At 71.8% G+C, this 18,594-nt stretch carries 10 protein-coding genes; 2 read left to right on the forward strand and 8 right to left on the reverse strand.

Annotated elements, in window-relative coordinates; genetic code table 11:
• Nucleotides 1-8 precede the first annotated feature (8 nt).
• The 3 genes from VM306_RS13520 to VM306_RS13530 form a co-directional block, all read right to left on the reverse strand.
• Nucleotides 9-2,894: a discoidin domain-containing protein gene (locus VM306_RS13520; RefSeq protein WP_325514808.1), complete on the reverse strand. Its 2,886-nt coding sequence runs from the start codon at nt 2,892-2,894 to the stop codon at nt 9-11.
• Complete coding sequence (locus tag VM306_RS13525; protein WP_325514812.1) at nt 2,888-5,440, reverse strand: glycoside hydrolase family 97 catalytic domain-containing protein; 2,553 nt, start codon at nt 5,438-5,440, stop codon at nt 2,888-2,890. Before VM306_RS13525 ends, VM306_RS13520 begins: the two co-directional genes overlap by 7 nt.
• A gap of 98 nt (nt 5,441-5,538) precedes the next feature.
• Nucleotides 5,539-6,153 carry a hypothetical protein gene (locus tag VM306_RS13530; RefSeq protein WP_325514815.1) on the reverse strand — a complete coding sequence of 205 codons (615 nt, stop codon included), beginning with the start codon at nt 6,151-6,153 and terminating at the stop codon, nt 5,539-5,541.
• Nucleotides 6,154-6,172: 19 nt separating this feature from the next.
• Between VM306_RS13530 and VM306_RS13535 the strand changes: the two genes are divergently transcribed.
• Together VM306_RS13535 and VM306_RS13540 are read left to right on the forward strand one after the other, a co-directional pair.
• Entirely contained in the window at nt 6,173-6,331 is a 159-nt protein-coding gene (locus VM306_RS13535) for a hypothetical protein (RefSeq protein ID WP_325514817.1), read from the forward strand.
• A 505-nt stretch (nt 6,332-6,836) separates the two neighbouring features.
• Entirely contained in the window at nt 6,837-7,715 is an 879-nt protein-coding gene (locus tag VM306_RS13540) for an ArsR/SmtB family transcription factor (protein ID WP_325514820.1), read from the forward strand.
• A 1,199-nt stretch (nt 7,716-8,914) separates the two neighbouring features.
• Here VM306_RS13540 and VM306_RS13545 read toward each other — a convergent pair.
• The 5 genes from VM306_RS13545 to VM306_RS13565 are packed head-to-tail and all read right to left on the reverse strand — an operon-like array spanning nt 8,915 to nt 18,564.
• Entirely contained in the window at nt 8,915-10,720 is a 1,806-nt protein-coding gene (locus VM306_RS13545) for an SWIM zinc finger family protein (RefSeq protein ID WP_325514823.1), read from the reverse strand.
• Nucleotides 10,717-11,820: a VWA domain-containing protein gene (locus VM306_RS13550; RefSeq protein WP_325514825.1), complete on the reverse strand. Its 1,104-nt coding sequence runs from the start codon at nt 11,818-11,820 to the stop codon at nt 10,717-10,719. Before VM306_RS13550 ends, VM306_RS13545 begins: the two co-directional genes overlap by 4 nt.
• On the reverse strand, nt 11,817-14,018 hold the full coding sequence (locus tag VM306_RS13555; RefSeq protein WP_325514827.1) for a DUF5682 family protein: 2,202 nt from the start codon (nt 14,016-14,018) through the stop codon (nt 11,817-11,819). Before VM306_RS13555 ends, VM306_RS13550 begins: the two co-directional genes overlap by 4 nt.
• Nucleotides 14,018-15,088 carry an AAA family ATPase gene (locus VM306_RS13560; protein WP_325514829.1) on the reverse strand — a complete coding sequence of 357 codons (1,071 nt, stop codon included), beginning with the start codon at nt 15,086-15,088 and terminating at the stop codon, nt 14,018-14,020. The genes VM306_RS13555 and VM306_RS13560 overlap by 1 nt, the downstream gene beginning before the upstream one ends.
• Nucleotides 15,085-18,564 (reverse strand): WGR and DUF4132 domain-containing protein, encoded by a 3,480-nt coding sequence (locus VM306_RS13565; RefSeq protein WP_325514831.1) that lies wholly within the window; start codon nt 18,562-18,564, stop codon nt 15,085-15,087. The genes VM306_RS13560 and VM306_RS13565 overlap by 4 nt, the downstream gene beginning before the upstream one ends.
• Nucleotides 18,565-18,594: the final 30 nt, after the last annotated feature.

Raw genomic sequence — 18,594 nt, forward strand, 5'->3', positions numbered from 1 at the left:
TTTGCCGTCTATCCGGGAGCTAAACCGACACTCCTGAGCGATGCGTGCCCCGGCCGCCAGCGCGTCGACACGGCCACGTACCGGGCTGTCGTCTTCGCGCCGTAGGTCCTGCCGTCGAGGCTGTAGGTGACGGTGTGCGGGGGCGGTACCCCATCCGTCCACTTCAGACCGACTTCGCCGATCGCGTGCGGTGCGCCGAGATCGATGACCATGCGCCCATCACGGCCCGGTGTCCACGCGGTGCGTTCGGAGCCGTCGACGGCGCCCGCTGGATCGCTCATGCCAGGCGGCAGGACGGAGTTCGGGAACGTCACGCGGCCCAGCGCGAGGTCGTCGAACGGGAACGCCTTCGCGCCCGGCACCGTGACCGTGCGCTCAGCCCGCCCGAGCACGACCGGGAGCGTGAAGCCGTCGCGGTGGGTCAGCGTGAACCGGGCGGGACCGCCGCGGAACGCGACCCGGCGGGCGTCGTGCACGACCGCGGTGATACCCGGTGGGATGCCCAGTGCGGTGAACCACGGCGCCTCGACCCGTGCGGTGGCGGCGGGCAGTGCGAGCGCGTAGTCGGTGCCGGTCGCTGTGGTGACCTGCGTGCCGCGGTAGAGGCGCGAGCCGCGCAGGCGGACGGTTCCGGTGACGTCGGTGCCGGACAGGTTGAACAGGGTGAGGAACCCGTCCGCGGTGCTCGCCAGCACCGGAGCCGGGGCCTGCGGTGCCGGTTCGGCCGCAACCGCCCGCAGGTCGGCCCGGACGTAGCCCTCGACCAGCCCGGCGGGGAGCGTGATCGTGTCGCCCTGCACGGTGATCGTGCCCGACCGTGCGACGAACCCCGCCCGGCCGTCCACGTCGAGCCAGCCCGGCGTGCTGAGATCGGGGCGCGGGTACTCGGCGACCGTTTGCCAGCCGGTGCCGTTCTCCGACGTCTCGATCCGGTAGGCGCCCGCCGCGGCTGTCTCCCACCGCAGCCGTACGCGGTGCACGGTCGTGGTGGCGCCGAGGTCGACCGCGATCCAGCTGTCGGCCCGTCCGCGTTCCGCGCGTGCGACCGCCCAGCGGGTGGCCGGGTCGCCATCGGTCGCCTTGGCCGGTTCGTACCCGGGGTCGAACGACGACGCCGTGGTTTCCCCTTGCCGCGGGGCGTCCACTTCGAAGTCGAACAACGAGTAACCGTAGGTGGGATGCGGCGTGACGCCGACCATGCGGACGTGACGCGCTGTCGTCGCCGGGAAGGTCAGCTCGTCGACCCGGAACCCCTCGCGTGCCCGGACCGTCACCTCGCCGGCTGACCCGGTGTAGGTGCGGGAGCCGGTGAGCCCGGGCATTCCCGCCATGGCCAGGTTGTGCACGTCGACGCGGCCGGCCTGGGGGAGTGCGCACACGATCGTGCCGGTGGGCAGCGTGGCGGTGCCCGCGAACCCGTCCGCGAACCGCAGCAGGCTCGCCGTCGCGTCGAAACCGTCACGAACCCGTTGGTAGGCCACGACGTTGCGACCGGTCACCGCTTTAGGCGGCAGCAGCATCGGCGTTGTGCCGCTGATCTTGAACAACCAGTCGTCGTGGTGCGGCTGCCAGGCGAACTTGGTGAAGCCCGGCTTGGTGACCGTGCCCGCCCACGCCGCCGCGGACTGGTGGGTCAGCAGACCGGGGTCCACGCCGTGGTCGATCGTGATCGCCGCCCGCGCGAAGAAGTCCCGCTCCGGCACGGGTTCCACCGACGGGCGCAGCTCGTGCAGCAGGTAGCTGATCGCGAGCTCCGCACGTGCCTCCGGCTCGTACTTGGCCTCCCCGGAGAACTTCGCGAGCCGGTGCACCGGCGGGTGGGCCTGGTAGGCGAGCAGCCGGGACGCGAGCGCGGCCTCGGCGCGGGCCGCCATCGGGTCGCGCAGCACCGTCGACCGGAACGCGAGCGGGATGACGTCACGGCCGTAGAGGTGCTCGCGGTCGTCGACCATCGGCATCAACGGCTCACCGGCGTCGCTCATCGTCGCGAGGATGGTGCGCCACAACAGCTCCCCGTTGGGCTGCCTGGTCAGCACCTCGGGCAGCGGCCGGCCCGCGAGCAGGAAGTGCACGGCGTTGCGGCCCGAGGTGCGCCACAGCTCCTCCTGGTAGTGCGGGCCGAACGAGCCGTGGTTCTCGACGATGAACGTGTCGTGCAGGTTCGTGGCGGTGTTGGCCGAGATCGGCACACCGTCCACAGTGGAGGGATTGGCGAGGTCGGCGGCCGGCAGCCCCGCCTCGTTGCGGCTCCAGCGGGTGAACGCCTCCCGCCACCCCGGTCCGTCGCCGTGCCAGGCGAGACCGGGAGCCAGCGCCTGGGCGTAGACGCCCATCTCCTCCAGCTTCGTGTCGCCGCGATAGCCGCCCGCTTCGCCGTTCGGCGTCCAGCTGCCGGAGCGCGGGTCGTCGGCCGTGCCGAGCGACGTCGTGTAGTCGGCCTGGCCGCGGGCGATCGCCTCGGCGTTCGCCCGCGTCGGCGCGTCCAGGTCCTGCCAGAGCAGCCGGGCGGCCAGCACGAAGTACGACTGGAACGTGGTGTCCCAGAACAGGGTCTTGCCCCACTCGGTGCCGCCCGCGAGGACGTTGCTCGCCGCGAAGTGCTTGATCGTGGCGAGCGTGTGCTGCCGCAGCACGTCCTTCTCGACGCCCGCGAGCGCCGCGTCGTAGGTGCCCCTGGTGAGCAGGACGGCGTTGCCGAGCACGACCGCGAACCCGAAATCCGTGCGCCGGTACCGGCCCGCCGTCGCGTCGTACTGCGTCTCGGCCCACCGCGTGTGCCTGAGCAGCACCTCGTAGTAGGTGTCCCGCGTGTCCTGGGGCCGGGCGAGCGAGATGCCCGGCGTGAGTGTCAGGAGTCCTGTGGCTGCCAGGAAGGTCCGGCGGTTGATCAGCATGTGAGGGTCGGCTCCGCCCAGTCGCCGTGGTCGAAGTTCTTGCCGTCGCCGCCGTCGGTGACGCGCAGGCTCAGCATCCTGACACCGGTCACGTCCACGTCGATCGGCCTTGCCGCCGCGCCCTTGCCGGTGATGACCCCGCTGTCGTACAGCAGCCTGTCGTCGCCGAACACCTGGAACGCGACCGAACCCGGCTGCTCGGTCTCGTCGTCGAGGCCGACCTTCGCGGTGAGGCGCTCGCAGCCGCGCCCGAGGTAGACCGAGACCTCGGACGGTGCGTGCGCGCCGATTCCCTTGGTGTAGGTGACGCCGCCGATGGACAGCGCCTTGCCGTCACCGCCGGAGTTCTCGCCGTTGGAGCGGTCCCGTTCGACCGGGCCATAGCCGTTGGACTCGCTCATGAACGGCAGATCGCTCACCTGCGCGCCATTGGCCGGAGTCGGCGGTGGTACGAACGCCTTGACCACCTGCTCGACGTGCACGCCGCCGCCGAAGGTGGCGACGACCGGCACGTCCACCGGACCGATCCGGGTGCCGGCCGTGAGCAGCCAGCTGCCGCTGACCGACTCGCCCGGTGCGAGCTTGTCGCGCTGCACGGCCGGTCCGTTCACGGTCCAGCCGTCCGGTGCGACGGCCGTCAGCGTGACGGCGCGGATCTCCCTGTCGCCAGTGGTGAACGTGCCGGTGACCTGGAGCTGCGAGCCGGGCGGGGTGTCCGTGGTCGCCGTCGGGGTGACGGTCAAGGTCGTCTTCGGGACCTGGTTGATCGGCCGGTCGCACGTCTGCAGACCCGGCGTGTAGCGGCAGATGATCGCCGCGAAGCCGCCGTTGCGCCTGGCCGCGACGCTGAGGGTGTCGGTGCCGCGCAGGACCTGCCGGTCGCGGACGACGTCGGCGCGGGTGGCGGGGTCGCGGACCGTCTCGACCAGCCACTGGCCGCCGCCGAGGAAGGAGAGCGGCGCCTTCAGCGTGCGGTCCTGCGTCGCGATGCCGCCGATGAACCACCTGTCGCCGTTGCGGCGGGCGACCACGGCGTGCGTGTCCGGGTCACCGTCGAGCAGGCGCGTCTCGTCCCAGACCGTCGGGACCTGGTCGAGGTAGCGCAGCGCCTGCGGATGCCGTTCGTACGCCTCCGGCTTGTCCGCGAAGTGCGTCCAGCCCGACTCGTACACGACCGGCAGCGCGACCTCGTGCGCGATCGACGCCTCCCTCGTGCCGACCTCCAGCGACACCGGCGTGTAGTCCATGGAGCCCGCGACGTTGCGGGTGAAGAACTGCACGGGGTTGTTGGCGGCGGGCGGGGAGTTCTCCGCGCCCCGCACGGCCTCCATCGAGAGCACGTGCGGCCAGGTGCGGGCGAGCCCGTGCGGGATGGTGGACCCGTGGAAGTTGACCATGAGCTTCAGGTCGGCCGTCTTCTGCAGCACCGCGTCGTACCACCGGTAGCGGTCCTGCGAGTCGGACTCCATGAAGTCGAGCTTCACGCCCTTCGCGCCCCACTGCTTGACCCTGGGCAGCACGGTGTCGCGTTCCTGCGCGGTGTCGAGGTCGGTCCAGTGCATCCAGAGCAGGATCTCCACGCCCCGCGCGCGGGCGTAGCGGATCAGCTCCGGCACCCACGCGGAGCTCCAGCCCTCGTCCACGAGCGTGTACTGCCACCCGTTGCGGGCGGCGAAGTCGACGTACTGCTTCTGCCGCGCGAAGTCGCTCGGGCTCGAGTGCTCGCTCAGCCACGACCACGCGACCTTGCCCGGCTTGATCCACGACGTGTCGGTGTACCTGGCGGGCGTGGCGAGATCGTCCACCAGGGTGGACGTGCTGACGGTGGCGAGGTCGCCGACGATCGCGGTGCGCCACGGCGTGGTCCCCGTCGACTGGACCTGGGCGTCTGCCAGCACCACCTGGAACCCGTCGCCGCTCCTGCGCAGCCTGCTGCCAGAGTACCGGCCGTCCACGTCGGACTCGGTGAGCAGCGCGAAGTCCTGTCCCACCTGGAAGAGCGACGGGTACCCGAGGTCACCGGTCGCCTCACCGGCGGTCGTGCGCACGCGGTTGGCCTCGTACCAGGCGTTGTAGGGCAGCAGCCACGCCTTCGACTCGGCGGGGACCCTGAAGCTGGACGCCTCCGACGTGACCGTGGCGGCGTCGAGCACGTACCGGTAGGCGATGCCGTCCGGCGCGGCGCGCACGACGAGCTTGAAGCTGCCGTTCGCGTTGCGGAAGCCCAGTGTCGTCTCGGTCATGGTGGTGGCGCGCTGCGACCGCTTGCCGTGCGGCATGGTGTACCGCTCCGTGACAACGCGGTCAGCGCGGCCGGTGGACGACAGACCCTGGGTGAGGTCGGCGGCGGTCGTCGTGAGACCGACGGCGGCGGGCTGGAGGACCGTTCTGCCCTGCCGCCGTACCGTCAGGGTGAGGTTTCCGCTGTTCAGCGTCACCTCCGCACTGACCTGACCCGGTCCGGTGACCGTCCAGCCGGACGGTGCGGCGACGGCGGGCGTGGTGGGCAACAGCAGGGCGAGCACGAGGACGAGCAGTCGTGACATCGTTGTCAGCTCCCGGTTGTGAGACCGCTCCCATCGTGTTGGGGGCGTCACTCCCGGTCAAGTGGCTGATAGATATCAGTCCTCTTGCGGACACGCGGTCACAGGACGACGATCTCGATCTCCCGGCCGAGCTTCGCGCCGTCCAGCAGGTCGAGGTCGTCCCCGCTCCAGAAACGGCCGGGGTCGTACCAGTTCGGGCGGCGCCGGGGCAGCAGCCCCATGTCCTGGTACGTCACGGCCACGACCTCCGCGCAGAACGCGCTCTCCAGCGACACCTCCGCCCTGCGCCCCACCGGGACCCGCCCGCGCAACCACCGCGAGGCGAGCTTCGCCGTGGACGGGAACGGCGTGCCGTCCAGCCGCGCCACGGTCCTCAGCGCGGCGTCCTCCATCTCCCGCGTGACGTCGTGGTGGAGCTGCCGCAACCAGACCCGCTGCCCGTACCTGTCGTGCCACGTCACGACGGCGTCGCGCAGGTCGTGCAGCTGGACACCGCGCTGGTGCGTGCCACTCCACACGTCCTCGAGCGACTTGCCGAGCTCGGCGTGCCACATCAACGGCGGCAGGTCGTCGATGACGATCGCCATGCCCACGTGGTTGACCGGGCTGTTCGTCATGGCCTGGATCGCCCGGTCCGCCGCACTGCGCCCGCGGAACACCCACACGTCACCGGTGCGGGTCATCTCGACAGCTTGGTCCAGAGTCGTCGGCATAGCCCCGTACCCTATGCACATGAAGCTGTGGAAGCTGCTCGGCATCGCCGCCTTCGCGGGTGTCGCGGCAAGCGGCGTGGTCGTGGCCCGCAACCAGCGCCGCCGTGCCGCCTACACCCCGGACCAGGTCAGGGAGCGCCTGCACGCGCGCCTGGCCGAGGCGAGCCGGGCGAGCTGACCACCACCACCGGGCGAGCACGGCCACCGCGCGTTCGTGGTCGTCACGTCGGGTCCCGGCTTCTCCGACGAGGACCTGGACCTGGACCTGGCGCGCCGCGTCCAGGGCCTGGTGATCGGGCTGGGCCGGCAGGCCAGGGCTGCTCGCGCGGTGGTGCGGGCCCCAGGAACTGGGTCTGATGAGCGGTCACCGTGTCGGAAAATCGATTCGGACGGGCACTCCTGTGGCGTGATGATCTCATTTCCCGTGCACTCGACGGAGTGATTTCCGCGGACCTGGTGTGGCGTGATCAAAAATCACCGGAAGAACGTGTACGGGCCTATGACCTGCTGGTGAAGCTCGCCGGGCCGTCCCGACCGCTCGTCTGGCGTTGTCCACTGAATGTTGTCAACCAGAGCGTTTCTGACACCGGACAACGAAATCTGCGTACCGTCGGAAGTGGTTGCACTCCGGGGGGAAGCAAATGCCGATGGTGTTGTCCCGATCCGCGCCCCAGGGGCGGGGGTTGACGATTCTGTTCGAGTTGGAAGATCTCGCGCGCACGCGGTTCGCCCCGGCGCCGTTGCCGATGTACGAGCTGGTCTTCACCGTGCACAGCGGTGACTGGGACCGCCAGCTGCTGCCGCGGATCCGCCCGCTCGCCGAGCTGGTCCGGCCGGGGCGGTTCATCCCGGACTTCTTCAACTCCGCGCGCCCCGACTTCGACGAGGCCGTGCGCCAGGTGCTCGACGTGCCCCCGACGCGGGTGCGCGACCAGATCGCGAGCATGCTGGGCACGACGTCGCCGTGGCTGCGGTCGTACGCGGCGGGCACGCCCGCCTCGCGGCAGGACCTGAAGTCCGCGCTGACCACCGGGTTCCGCGAGCTTCTCGGGCCGAACTGGGGGCTGACGCGCCAGGCGTTCGACGCGGAGGTGCGGCTGCGGTCGGCGCAGGCCGTCACGCGCGGCCTCGGGAACCTGCTCGAGAACCTGCACCCGTCGATCTCGTGGACGCCGCCGGCATTGCACGTCGAGCTCACGTGGGAGTCCGAGATCTCGTTGCACGGCACGGGGATGCTGATCGTGCCGGTGCTGAACGGCCTGACGCGGCCCGCGGTGTCGATGTTCGCCGAGCCGCAGCCGCTGCTCTTCTACCCCGTGACGGCGCCGCAGCCCAGCGGCGGCAGCCTCGAGCTCGCTCTCGGGCGCACGCGGACGCTCGTGCTGCGCGCGCTGACGTCCGAACGCACCACCACCGAACTCGCCAAGCACGTGGGCATCAGCCTGCCGACGGCGTCGCAGCACGCGACGGCGCTGCGCACCGCGGGTTTCGTCTCCACCCACCGCAACGGCCGGTCGGTCCGCCACCGCCTGACCCGGCGCGGCTGGGAACTGCTGAACTGAGGGAGGCACGCATGACCGCGATGCCGCGGTACCGCACCGACCCGAGTCCCCGTGCGCTGGCCGACCGGCTGCGCGCCCTGCGCACCGCCGGAGTCCCCGTCGCCTGCGGTGTCTACGCGGGCCTGTCCGCTCCCGTTCCCACCTCCGCGTTGCACGCGCGGATCACCCACGCCATGGCACAGGCGTTCGTGGTGGGCGCGTCGTCCGGCGTGCCGCGGTTCGAGCCGCCGCCGTCGGCCCAGCTGCGGGTGCTGACGGCCGCGAGCTGGGGACGGCTCGACGGCGTCGGGTCCGACATGACGACCTTCCCCGTCGACCTCGCCTCCGAACTGTGGTGGCGGGTGCACGAACGCATGCTCGGGTCGTTGCGCACGCCCGAGCGCCGCCTCGCCTGCGACCTGTTGCTGCGCCTGGGATATCCGCAGCGCGCGGCCTCGGTGGCGGGGCTCAGCGTGATCGACGCGCGGACGCAGCTGCTCTCGCCGGACCTCGCGCTGGAACAGCTCGCCGTCCTGCGCTGCCACCTGCCGGCCTCCGCCGTGGAGGCGATGGCGTTGAAAGGCGCGCGTTCCGGCCTTCCCGCCGAGACGCGACGGGACCTGGCGTTGTACGTGGTGTTCCGCAACGCCGCGCGGGGCGCCGACTCGACGTCCCTGCGCGCCGCCGCCGCACTCGCGATGAAGGCGTCGTCGGAGCTGCCTCAGAACGGGTTCGCCGGCGCGCTGCACCGGGTTCGGCTGCACCGGGCGATCGCCGCGGTGCCGTTCGTGCGGCACGACATCAGCGAGACGCACCGGTTGCTCGGGCGGGCGCTGGAGAGCCTGATCTCGAACCCGCCGGGCGAGACCGGGATCGACATGCTGGCGTGGGCGGACGAGGCCTACGCCCTCTACGGCTTCCTCGTGCGGACCCACCTCGCGGTCGGCCTCGTGCAGCGCGCCGCCGGGTACACCGGCGAACTGGTCGAGCTCAGTCCCGGCGACGACAGGACGTGGGCCCTGCGCGGTGACGCCCTGGCCGCGTGCGGCCTGCTGGACGGTGCGCTGGAGGCCTACGACCGCGGCGTGGCGTTGGGTGGCTGGGGTGCGGCGCGAGCGGCTTACCTCCGCGGGTTCGTGCTGGAAAGGCTCGGGCGGGTGGCCGAGGCCGCCGAGTCGTACGTGCTGTCGCAGCGCATCGACCCGACGTTCTCGATCCAGTCAGCGGGCGTCCGCGGTGACCAGCAACCTCAGGTGCGCGCTGAGCCAGGTGGCCGCGGCCGGGGCGTCGGCGAACGCCGTGACCCGGTCCGCCGCCGTGCGCAGGCCGGTGCGGCGCAGGTGCGCGCCGACCTCGCGCACGCGGGTGAGCAGGCTGTCCGTCAGGTGGTCCAGGCCTCGATGCGCGGCCTCGGCTAGAACGGTCAGCGCGCTGTCCACGCTCGCGCTCAGCGGGTCCGACGCCGTGACACCCGGTGGAAGCGGCTGTGATGACGTGTCCGTCGCCAGGTCGAGCACCACCACCCCCGCCTCGGTGCGGACGGCCACCGGGTCGACGACCAGCCCGCCGCGGTGACGGCGCACCGAGCCGGTGATGACCGTCGGGCCGGCGCGCAACGCCGCCGCCAGCGCGTCGAGCGAGTGCGGTGCCACGGCCCGGTGGGTCGCCTCGAGGACGCACGTGCCGCCGGTGGGGCCGTGCAACGTGGCGGTGATGCGTTGCGCGGCGGGGTCGTAGACCAGGTCGGACACCTCGGCGACCCTGACCACGCGCACCAGCTCCGCCTCGACCCGCGCGCGGACCTGTCGCGGTGGCAGTTCGGCGAGACGTGCGGCCTCGGCGTCGTAGTCGTCGACCACCAGGGCTTGCGGCAGGTGGTCCCACGCCGTGCCGACCGGGGTGAGCGAGGTCTTCGCGACCCTGCTCGTCTTCAACGCCACCACGCGGCTGGCGCTGCGGGTGGCCGACTCCGAGACGACGTTCGACGCGGCGAGGCGGTGACCGGTGCGCAGGGGAGTGTCCCGTTGTACCAGCACGACGTCGCCCGACGCGAAGTACACGTCCGCCGTGTTCTCGGTCCGCACACGCGCGCCGAGCGCCGTCAGCCTGACTCGCCGCAACGGTGTCTCCGCGGGCTCGTCCGGACCCAGCACCTCGGCACGGTGACCTGTGGCGGTGATCCGCGCGTGCAGCTCGGTGAGCAGCGCGGCGAACTGCTCCGCCTCGTACCCGGCGCTCCTGGCGCGGTACGCGGACAGCTGGGCCAGCAGGTCGGTGATCACCGCGGCGGGCCAGTGCAGGCGCTGGGCGGTCAGGTCGCGGTGCAGGCGCTGCCACGCGACGTCCAGCACCTCGCTCGCGTGGGTGGCGCCGTCGAGCAGCAGCTGGTCGAGCAGGTCGGCGACCGCGCTCAGATCCGCCGCCGTGGTGGGAGATCCGCCCACGTCGACGGTGTCGGTGCCCTGGGCGTCGGCCTCCCGGAACGCCCACACCGCGAGCGCCGTCGCCTCCTGCTTGGTCACCGCGTCGGTGTGGACGTACGACAGGTCGCCGGGCACGAGGAACGTGACCGTGCAGGTCGGCAGCTCCGCCTGGGCGGTCTGGTCCTCCGCCGTCGGACGCCGCAGCCGGGCCCGGTACCCCGCCTGGAAGGCCCGGCGAGCGCGGCGCAGCGTGCGTTCGCCCATCAACGCCACCAGGTCGTCGTCCGTCACCGCTCCCGGCGACCACAGCTCGGCCGGCGCACTCGGTTCCTGAACGCGTTGGTAGGCGAGGACGACGGCGATGCGGTGCCGGCACACACCGGACGCACCGCAGCTGCACCGCGCCGCTTCGAGCGTGGTGCCCGGCGGCAACGTCGTGGTGGTGCCGTCCGGGAACTTGCCCTGGACGGCACCGGCCGCGTCGCTCTCGAGCGTCGGCACGACACCCGCGTCGAGCTCCTTCACGGCACGCTTCACCAGCCCCCGGTTGGCCAGCGCCGCGAGCGCGTCCGGGGTCAGCGCCAGCAGGTCGGGCCGGGTCACCTGAGCTTCTCCGCGACGAACTCCGCGAGCTGGCCGGGGGTCATGGCGCCGACGTGGGCGCCGACGTTGGCGAGGCGCTGGCCCAGCGCGCGGTCGTAGTCCGGGTTCGCCTCCTCGTCGAGCGCCGCGAGGCACAGCACGTGCGTGCCCTGCTCGCACAGGCCCTTCACCGTGCGGACCAGGTGTGCCTCGTTCCCGCCCTCGTAGAAGTCGCTGATGATCGCGACGATCGACCGGCGCGGGCTGTCCACGAGCCCCGCCCCGTACGCCACGGCCCTCGCGATGTTCGTGCCGCCGCCGAGCTGCACCTTCATCAGCAGCTCGACCGGGTCCGTCACGTCCGAGGTCAGGTCGACCACGCTGGTGTCGAAGGCGACGAGGTGGGTCCTGAGCCCCGGCAACCCCCACAGGCACGCCGCCGTGACCGCCGAGTGGATCACCGAGCTGGTCATCGACCCCGACTGGTCCACGAGCAGGACCACCTGCCACTGCTCGACGTGCCGCTTGGTGCGCGAGACGAACTTCGGGTGCTCGATCGCGAGCTTGCGCTCCTCCGGCTGGTAGCGCTGGAGATTGGCCCTGATCGTGGAGCGGAAGTCGAAGTTGCGCGAGTTCTTGTGGATGCTCGGCCGCCGCGACCTCGTGCCGCTGAACGCCGTGCGCACCTCGGTCTTCAGCTTCTCCATCAACTGCCTCACCACGGCTTCGACGATCTTGCGCGCCATCGCGAGCACGGCGGGGTTCATCAGGTGCTTGGTCCGCAGCACCGCGCGCAGCAGGGCCGGGTTGGGTTCGATCCGTTGCAGCACATCGGGATCCGTGACGACGTCGGTGATCTCGTACCGTTCGACCGCGTCGCGTTCCAGCCGTTCGATCGTCTCCCTCGGGAAGAGCCGGTGCACCTCGTCGAGCCAGTCGACGGTCTGCAGCACCGAGTCCTCGCTGCCGCCCTTGCGCACACCGCGTTCGGCCAGCTCGGGATCACGCCCGTAGAGCCACTCCATCGCCGCGTCCCGGCGGGCAGCCTCCCCCTGCAGGCCACCGGTGCAGCGCGAGGCGGGCTCACCGAGGATGAGCCGCCAGCGTTCCAGGTCCGTCATGCCAGCCCGCCCTTCACCAGCAGCGCGTCCACGCGCCGTTCCACCGCCATCGCCTCCGCCACGACCATCGGGTCCGCGGAGAGCTTCGTGACGCCCCTGACGCTGCCCTCGACGCCGCGGTGCTCGAGAACGGTCGCCGCGATCGTCTCCCGTTCCCTCGGTGGGAAGTAGCCGAAGGCGAGCCGCAACGCGGGCAGCGCGACCAGGAACTCGTCCTCGGTCATCGCGCTGACCAGCTCGTCCAGCACCCCGACCAGGTCGGGGCTCGCCAGCACCTCTTCCCGTGCCACCGCGAACAACCCGGCGAGCCAATCGCCGAGCGCCCCGACGCTGCGGACCTTGCGCACGTCCGGCTGGGTGCCGAGCGTCCACGCCAGCCCGAGTGCCGCGCCACGCAGGTCCGGCGGAGCCTCCGCGTCGTTGCTCACGCGGATCGCGACACCGGCGACGTCCGCGGTGTCCAGCGACAGCGCCGTTCTCGCGTGCAGCACGGCGTCCCTGGTCGCGGCCATCGCCTTGAGCCGCCGCGGATCGGCGGGTGCCGGTCCGCCGTGCAGGCCCTCGATCAGCCACAGGACCCTGGTCGTGCCCGCGTCGATCACGTCGCCCAGCAACGGGTCCCGCCTGGTGCCGAACAGCCGGTCGTGCCGCCAGAGCCCCAGCACGCCGCTCAGCACCTGGCCGAGCGCCCCGAGGTCGCCGGTCTCCCTGACGCCTTCGTTCAAGGACTCCTTGACCCTGCCGGACAACGTCGAGATCCCGCACAGCACCGCGTCGAACAGGATCGTGGCGAGCTCCTGCAGCGCCGCGTCCCGCGACCGGCGTTCGAGCACCGCCCCGGCCGCCTCCTCCAGCGTGGCACCGTTCTCGGCGGCCTCGATCAGCGCCGCCAGCCGCTCCTCGGCCGGGCGCAGCGTCCACTGCTCGTCCAGCCGCGGCTGCGCGCCCTCCGACGGTCCGCTCGTGCGCTCGAAGCCGGGGATCCGCAGCACCCGCAGGCGGTGCAGGATCCTGCTGCGCTCCAACGCCTCCGCGTCCGTGAGATCGAGCGAGACCTTGCCCTCCCGGTCGAGCCCGTGCGCGCGCAACAGCTCCTGCACGGCGTTGACCAACGGCGGCGCGGGCGTGCTCGGGTGCAGACGCCCGACCTTGCTGCCGCGCAACGCGCCGATCATCTCGACCAGGGCCGGGTGCGCGCCGGCCTGCAGCGTGCCGCGCCGCGTCCACGGCGGCGGCTGCGTCAGGTCCTCGGAGATCAACGCGCTGGTCAGCCCGTCCAGCACGTCCGTGCGCGCCAGGTTCGTGTGCCCGCGCAACCGGGCGAGCGCCCCGGCCTGGGTGTGCGCGGCGATCAGGTCCGCCGTGGACACCGGCTGCTGCTTGCCGCGCAACCGCGTCGCCACGGACTCGACCAGCCAGTCCGCCGCGCGCCGCGCGCCGTTCTCCCACACCTGTTGGTAGTAGCCGGGAGACGGCATGCCCGACTGGTAGCCGGTGAACGCGTCGAGCCGTGCGTGCGAGTACGGCACGAGGTAGCTCGCGCCCTTCTCCCGGTCCGGCACCTCCGGCCACTCGGCACCGCCGTCGAGCTTCGCCTTGAGCGCGGGTGTGTGGAAGCCGCCGGTGACGACCACGACAGGCCTGTCACCCGCGTCCTTCACCGCCGCCCGCACCCACCGGGCCATGTACTCCTCGCGGGCCGAGTCGCCGTCGTCCGCGGTGGCCGTGCCGCGCACCAGGTCGAAGTACTCGTCCATGCCCCTCGGGTCGTCCTCGGACTCGAAGAGGTGATCCCACAGCACGTCGACGTTGTCCACCGCGAACTCCCGGCACAACCGGTCGACCACCTCGGCGTACCGCAGCTCCGCGTCGGCGTAGCGGTTGCTGACGTCGCGGAACGCCTCGTGCCACGCGGGCAGGTCGATGAACCGGACCTCCGCGCCGCAGCGCCGTGCCTCGGTGATCGCCACCCACTCCGGCGAGTAGTCGCAGAACGGCGACCACGACGCGTGGGTGTCCGAGTAGCTGAACAACGCGACCGGCAGCTCGTGGCCCAGCAGCAGCTCGTCGATGCGCTCGTTGAAGTCGGCGGGACCCTCGATGAGCACGTACGCGGGCCGGTGTTCCTCGATGGCGGCGGCGACCAGCCGGGCACAGGCGGGACTGTGGTGCCGGACGCCGACGAACACGGCCCCCATCAGCCCGGAAGCAGGTGGCGAGCCTGGTGCAGCGCCTGCCACTGCTTGCCCTTGCGCCGCGACGCGTGCTGCTCCAGGTACCGCCGCAGCCGCGCCAGGTCCTCGGCGTTGTCCTTCGCCGCCGTGCCCGCCAGGCACTCGACGACGTCCTCGGCCGACCCGACCTCACCGCGCAGGAACCAGCCGCGCAGGCCCACCGCGTGCGCCACCGACACCGCCTCGGCCGTGCTCATCACGGTGGTGAGCCGGTCGGTGCCCTCCCGCAGGTCGCGGAACGTCCTGACGAGGACCTCCAGCACGTCCCGCTTCGGCGCGAGCTCCACCCCGGACTTCTCGAGCAGCTTCGCCGCCTCCTGCTCGACCAGCGCGAGCTCGGTGTCGAAGTCCGCGATCGGGAACACCGTCTCGAAGTTGAACCGCCGCTTGAGCGCGGCGCTCATCTCGTTGACGCCCCGGTCCCGCGTGTTCGCCGTGGCGATCACGTTGAACCCGTCCTGCGCGAACACCATGCCGTCCGGTCCGTTCAGCTCCCCGATCGCCATCACGCGGTCGGACAGCATCGACAGCATGCAGTCCTGCACCTCCAGCGGGCAGCGCGTGATCTCCTCGAACCGCACGATCTTGCCCTCGGCCATGCCCCGCAGCATCGGCGCCGGGACGAGCGAGCGCGGCGACGGGCCCTCGGCCACCAGCAACGCGTAGTTCCACGAGTACTTGATCTGGTCCTCGGTCGTCGCAGCGCCACCCTGGATGGTGAGCGTCGACTCGCCGCAGACCGCAGCCGCGATCAGCTCGGACAGCAGCGACTTCGCCGTGCCCGGCTCGCCGACGAGCATCAGCCCGCGGCTCGTCGCGAGCGTGACCAGCGCACGGTCCACAAGGGACGGATCGCCCACGAACTTCTTGGTGATGCCGCTCTTCTCGTCGCCCACCACGAACCGCCGTGCGGCGGCGAGGCTCAGCGCCCAGCCGGGTGGCTTCGGCGCGGTGTCGGCGTCGCGGAGCCGCGCGAGCTCGTCGGCGTAGCGGACCTCGGCGGGCGGGCGCTGCATCGTCTGCGTGCTGGTCATGACTGCAGGGACTCCAGTTCGGAGAGGAGTTCGGAGGTGGTGACGGGGTCGAGGTCGAGGACGGCGGGGGCGTCCCTCGGCGCGGACCAGTCGCCGCGGCCGCTGGGGGAGAACCACACGTCGCTGAAGCCGACCTCGGGGAAGACGTCCATGGCGCCGACCGCGATGCCGGGCTCCAGGGACGCGACGAGAGCACCGCCGGCCGGGAACGGCCGGGTGATCCAGCACTCGACGCCCGCGTCCTGCGGTGTGCCGCGGACCCAGCCCTTCTTGGTGAGACCGAGGATCTTGCCGATCGGGTACGGGGTGTCGCAGTACTTCCTGAGCCGGGGCAGGAGATCGCCGGACGCGAGGTGGACCGGGCGGCCGAGCTGCGGGAACGGCTGGAGGATCTCGTAGTCGGCGAAGACCTCTCCCCAGGCCGCGGCTTCGTCCCGGAGGTCTACCGGGTGCGCGACGCGGACGACGGCCTCGCCGGGCAGCGTGAACCCGTCGTCGTTCGCGTCGGCGAGCGTGCGGTCCTCGGCCAGCCGGAACGACCGGCCCTCGCCGGTGACCCAGACCAGGCGCCGCACCAGGTGCCAGAGCAACGGGTGACCGGCGAGCACGGTCTGGAACTCCTCGGCCGTCCAGGTGCGCTGGTCGACCATGGCGCGTTCGAGGCGCTGGATCTGGTCGGACGCGATGGTCCGGACGTCCTTCTTCAGTCCGGCGAACCGCTTGTGCTCCAAGGGAGCCTTGTCCTGGTCGTCCTTCGCGCCGGGCTTCGGGAGGTCCTTGCGACGCTTGCCGTCCGGGTCGAGGACGAACGGCTTGAGCTGCTCGTCGAACCCGACGGTGAACCGGCGGGCGCCGTAGTCGATCACCAGCGTCGCGGCGTCGTCCAGGCCGAGGCGGGGCACGAGGCGGTCGGACAGCTGCTCGCGCGAGAGCCCCAGCTCGGCGGCGATCTGCGCCACCTTCTCCTGGGCCTTGCTCTTGAGACCCTTGAACGGCACCTTCTCCGCGATGCTGTTCAGGTGCGACAGCGCCACCTCGGTGCCGATGTCGGCCAGCACGTCCAGCCCGGCGACGGCCTTGGCGTGCTGGCTCTCGCCGGGCCACGCGCGGATGAGCGGCGACAGCGACCGCACGGTGGAGTCGTCGCCGAACCAGCCGAGCGCGGTGAGCGCCCAGTTCTCCTTCGACGGCGCTCCCGCCTGCTGCCAGGCCTGGAAGACGCTCCACGCGAACGTGGCGAGCGAGTCGCGGTCGAGTGCTTCCCGCACCACCGGCAGGCCCGCGTAGAGCTCACCGGGTTTGGACAGCGCCGCCGTCATCAGCAGGTGGCTCGCCGCCTCGGCGGACAGCGCGTGCCCGCGGTCGCCCAGCAGCACCTGGGGGAGCAGCCGGGTGTCCGCCCACTCGCCGATCACCGGCAGCTTGGCGGGCAGCACGTCGACCGGGTCGACCGACAGCACGACGTCGATCGCGGCGTCCGCTCCGCAGTCCTTCGCGATGGCCGCCACGTCCACGCCGATGCCGTTCAGGAAGCGCAGCGACGCCTCGGCGTTGCGGCGATCGGCGCCCGCCTTGCCCGCGGCCGCCGGGACGAGCAGGCGCGCGGCCTGGTCGCGGTGCCGCGACATCCAGTCGACGCCCCAGCGCCGTGCCTGCTTGGTCCTCGCGAACCAGTCGGCCATCAGCGTCGCGACCTCCGGGGTGGCGAACGGCAGCAGGACCACGCCGGTCGTCGCCGGTCCGGACTGGACGTGCCGCAGGAGCGCGGGCACGGCGTCGAGGCCGAAGCGGGCGGCGATGTTCTTGCCCCACTCGTCGACGCCGTAGCTGTAGTTCGGCTTCCAGTCCGCGAGCAGGGGCCGCACCTCGTCGTCGGGTGCGAGGAGGAACAGGTCGTTGTCGTAGTAGCCGATGGTGCCGGCGCGGTAGTTCTCGAGGAGCTTCTTCCAGTCGTGGTGGTCCCGCTTCCACTGCGCGCCGGCCTCGAGCCACTGCTCGCGCTCGCCCGGCTGCCACACCACCGAGGAGCCACCGGCAGGGACGTCCGTCAGCACGACCGGCTTCACCGGCTTCCCGCGGCGCAGCCAGGGCGGGTTCGCGAGCAGCGGCGGCAGCTGGTCCTCGCTCGCCTCCGGCACGATCGAGGCCTCGGACTCGGCGAGCACCGCCGCGACCTCGTCCGGCACGGTGAGGTCCGGGTTGGACTGAAGGTGCGCGTGCAGCAGCCGCCGCGCGTCGTCGTCGGAGGACGCCCGCTTCGCCAGCAGCCGGGCCGCCCGCGCCGGGAACGCCGCCATCGCGGACAGCACCGCGGACCGCACGTGCTTCTTGTCCAGCCGGTCGAGCAGGATCGTGAACGCCTCGTCGGTGGGCAGTGCCGCCAGCACCTTGAGCACCTGCTGACGGCCCTCCGCCCGCTGGTAGTGGCTCTGGGAGTCGAGCTCCGCGGCGAGCAACGGCGCGACGGCCGGCCCCAGCACGTACACCGCTGTGTACAGGACGAAGGCCGAGGCGGTCAGCGCCTCGTCGGCCTTGGCGAAGCCCTCGAGGTCGATCGCGCTGCACGGCAGCATCCACCAGCGGCCCGGTGTGTACGACTGCCCGCACACCTGGTCGAACCAGTCGGCCCGCGACGGCACCAGGTAGGACCGCAGCTCCATCCCTGGAGAGCCGTCCAGCTCCTCCAGCGCGGCCTCCGCGGCCTCGCGTTCGGCGTCGTCCGCGACCGCCAGCGCGTACCGGACGGTGGTGAGCATCTGCCCTTCCGGCTCGGTGACCAAGGGGTGGAACCGGCCGTTGACCTCCTGCAGGCAGACCTCCGTCCACGCGCCCCGCTGGGTGTCGTACTGCCTCGTGAAGACCATGCCCATGCGCTCGACGACCGCGACGGCGGCGAACACGACCCCGTGGTCGGCGATCCAGGCGTGCACGGACGGCAGGTCCGTCCTCGTGACGGCGGCGATCGCCGCCGCGCCCAGCGGGGTCGCCCGCCCGGCCAGGTGGTCGCGGGCCGCCTTCACCAGCTCCTCGTCGGAGCCCTTGACGGCCAACGCGCGCTCGATCTCCGCCGCCTGGTCGAGCACCGCCTGCCGGGCCTGCGCGGCCATCGCGGTGTCGAGCGAGAACTCCGGAGCCGGGTCGAACCCGCGCTGCCGGACGACGTCGCGCAGCCACGCCCTGGGCATCACCCACGCGTCCTCGTCGACGGCCTTCTCCCGTGCGGGCCGCCTGGTGACCGGAGCGGTGGCGGGAGCGTCGGGCACCTCGTCCGCGTCCACGGGCCGGTAGCCCTTCTTCTCCTTCTCCGCCACCAGCTTCGCGACGTGCGCCTCGGCCAGCTCATCGGACGCGAGCTCCTTGGTCTGGGTCTGGCCGTTGGTCAGCAACCGTCCGAACCGGACGACGACCGTCGTACCCTCGCGCCCGATCTCCCAGAACTTCGCGGAGCTGTCCGCGACGAGTTCCCACCTGCGCACTGCCTGTACCTCCTGGGATCGCTGAGAAAG

It is taken from the genome of Lentzea sp. (assembly GCF_035525475.1).
GTDB lineage: Bacteria > Actinomycetota > Actinomycetes > Mycobacteriales > Pseudonocardiaceae > Lentzea.

Coding starts and splice junctions, on each gene's coding strand:
- VM306_RS13520 (WP_325514808.1), bottom strand. CDS start 2,894: ATGCTGATCAACCGCCGGACCTTCCTGGCAGCCACAGGACTCCTGACA.
- VM306_RS13525 (WP_325514812.1), bottom strand. CDS start 5,440: ATGTCACGACTGCTCGTCCTCGTGCTCGCCCTGCTGTTGCCCACCACG.
- VM306_RS13530 (WP_325514815.1), bottom strand. CDS start 6,153: ATGCCGACGACTCTGGACCAAGCTGTCGAGATGACCCGCACCGGTGAC.
- VM306_RS13535 (WP_325514817.1), top strand. CDS start 6,173: ATGAAGCTGTGGAAGCTGCTCGGCATCGCCGCCTTCGCGGGTGTCGCG.
- VM306_RS13550 (WP_325514825.1), bottom strand. CDS start 11,820: ATGACGGACCTGGAACGCTGGCGGCTCATCCTCGGTGAGCCCGCCTCG.
- VM306_RS13555 (WP_325514827.1), bottom strand. CDS start 14,018: ATGGGGGCCGTGTTCGTCGGCGTCCGGCACCACAGTCCCGCCTGTGCC.
- VM306_RS13560 (WP_325514829.1), bottom strand. CDS start 15,088: ATGACCAGCACGCAGACGATGCAGCGCCCGCCCGCCGAGGTCCGCTAC.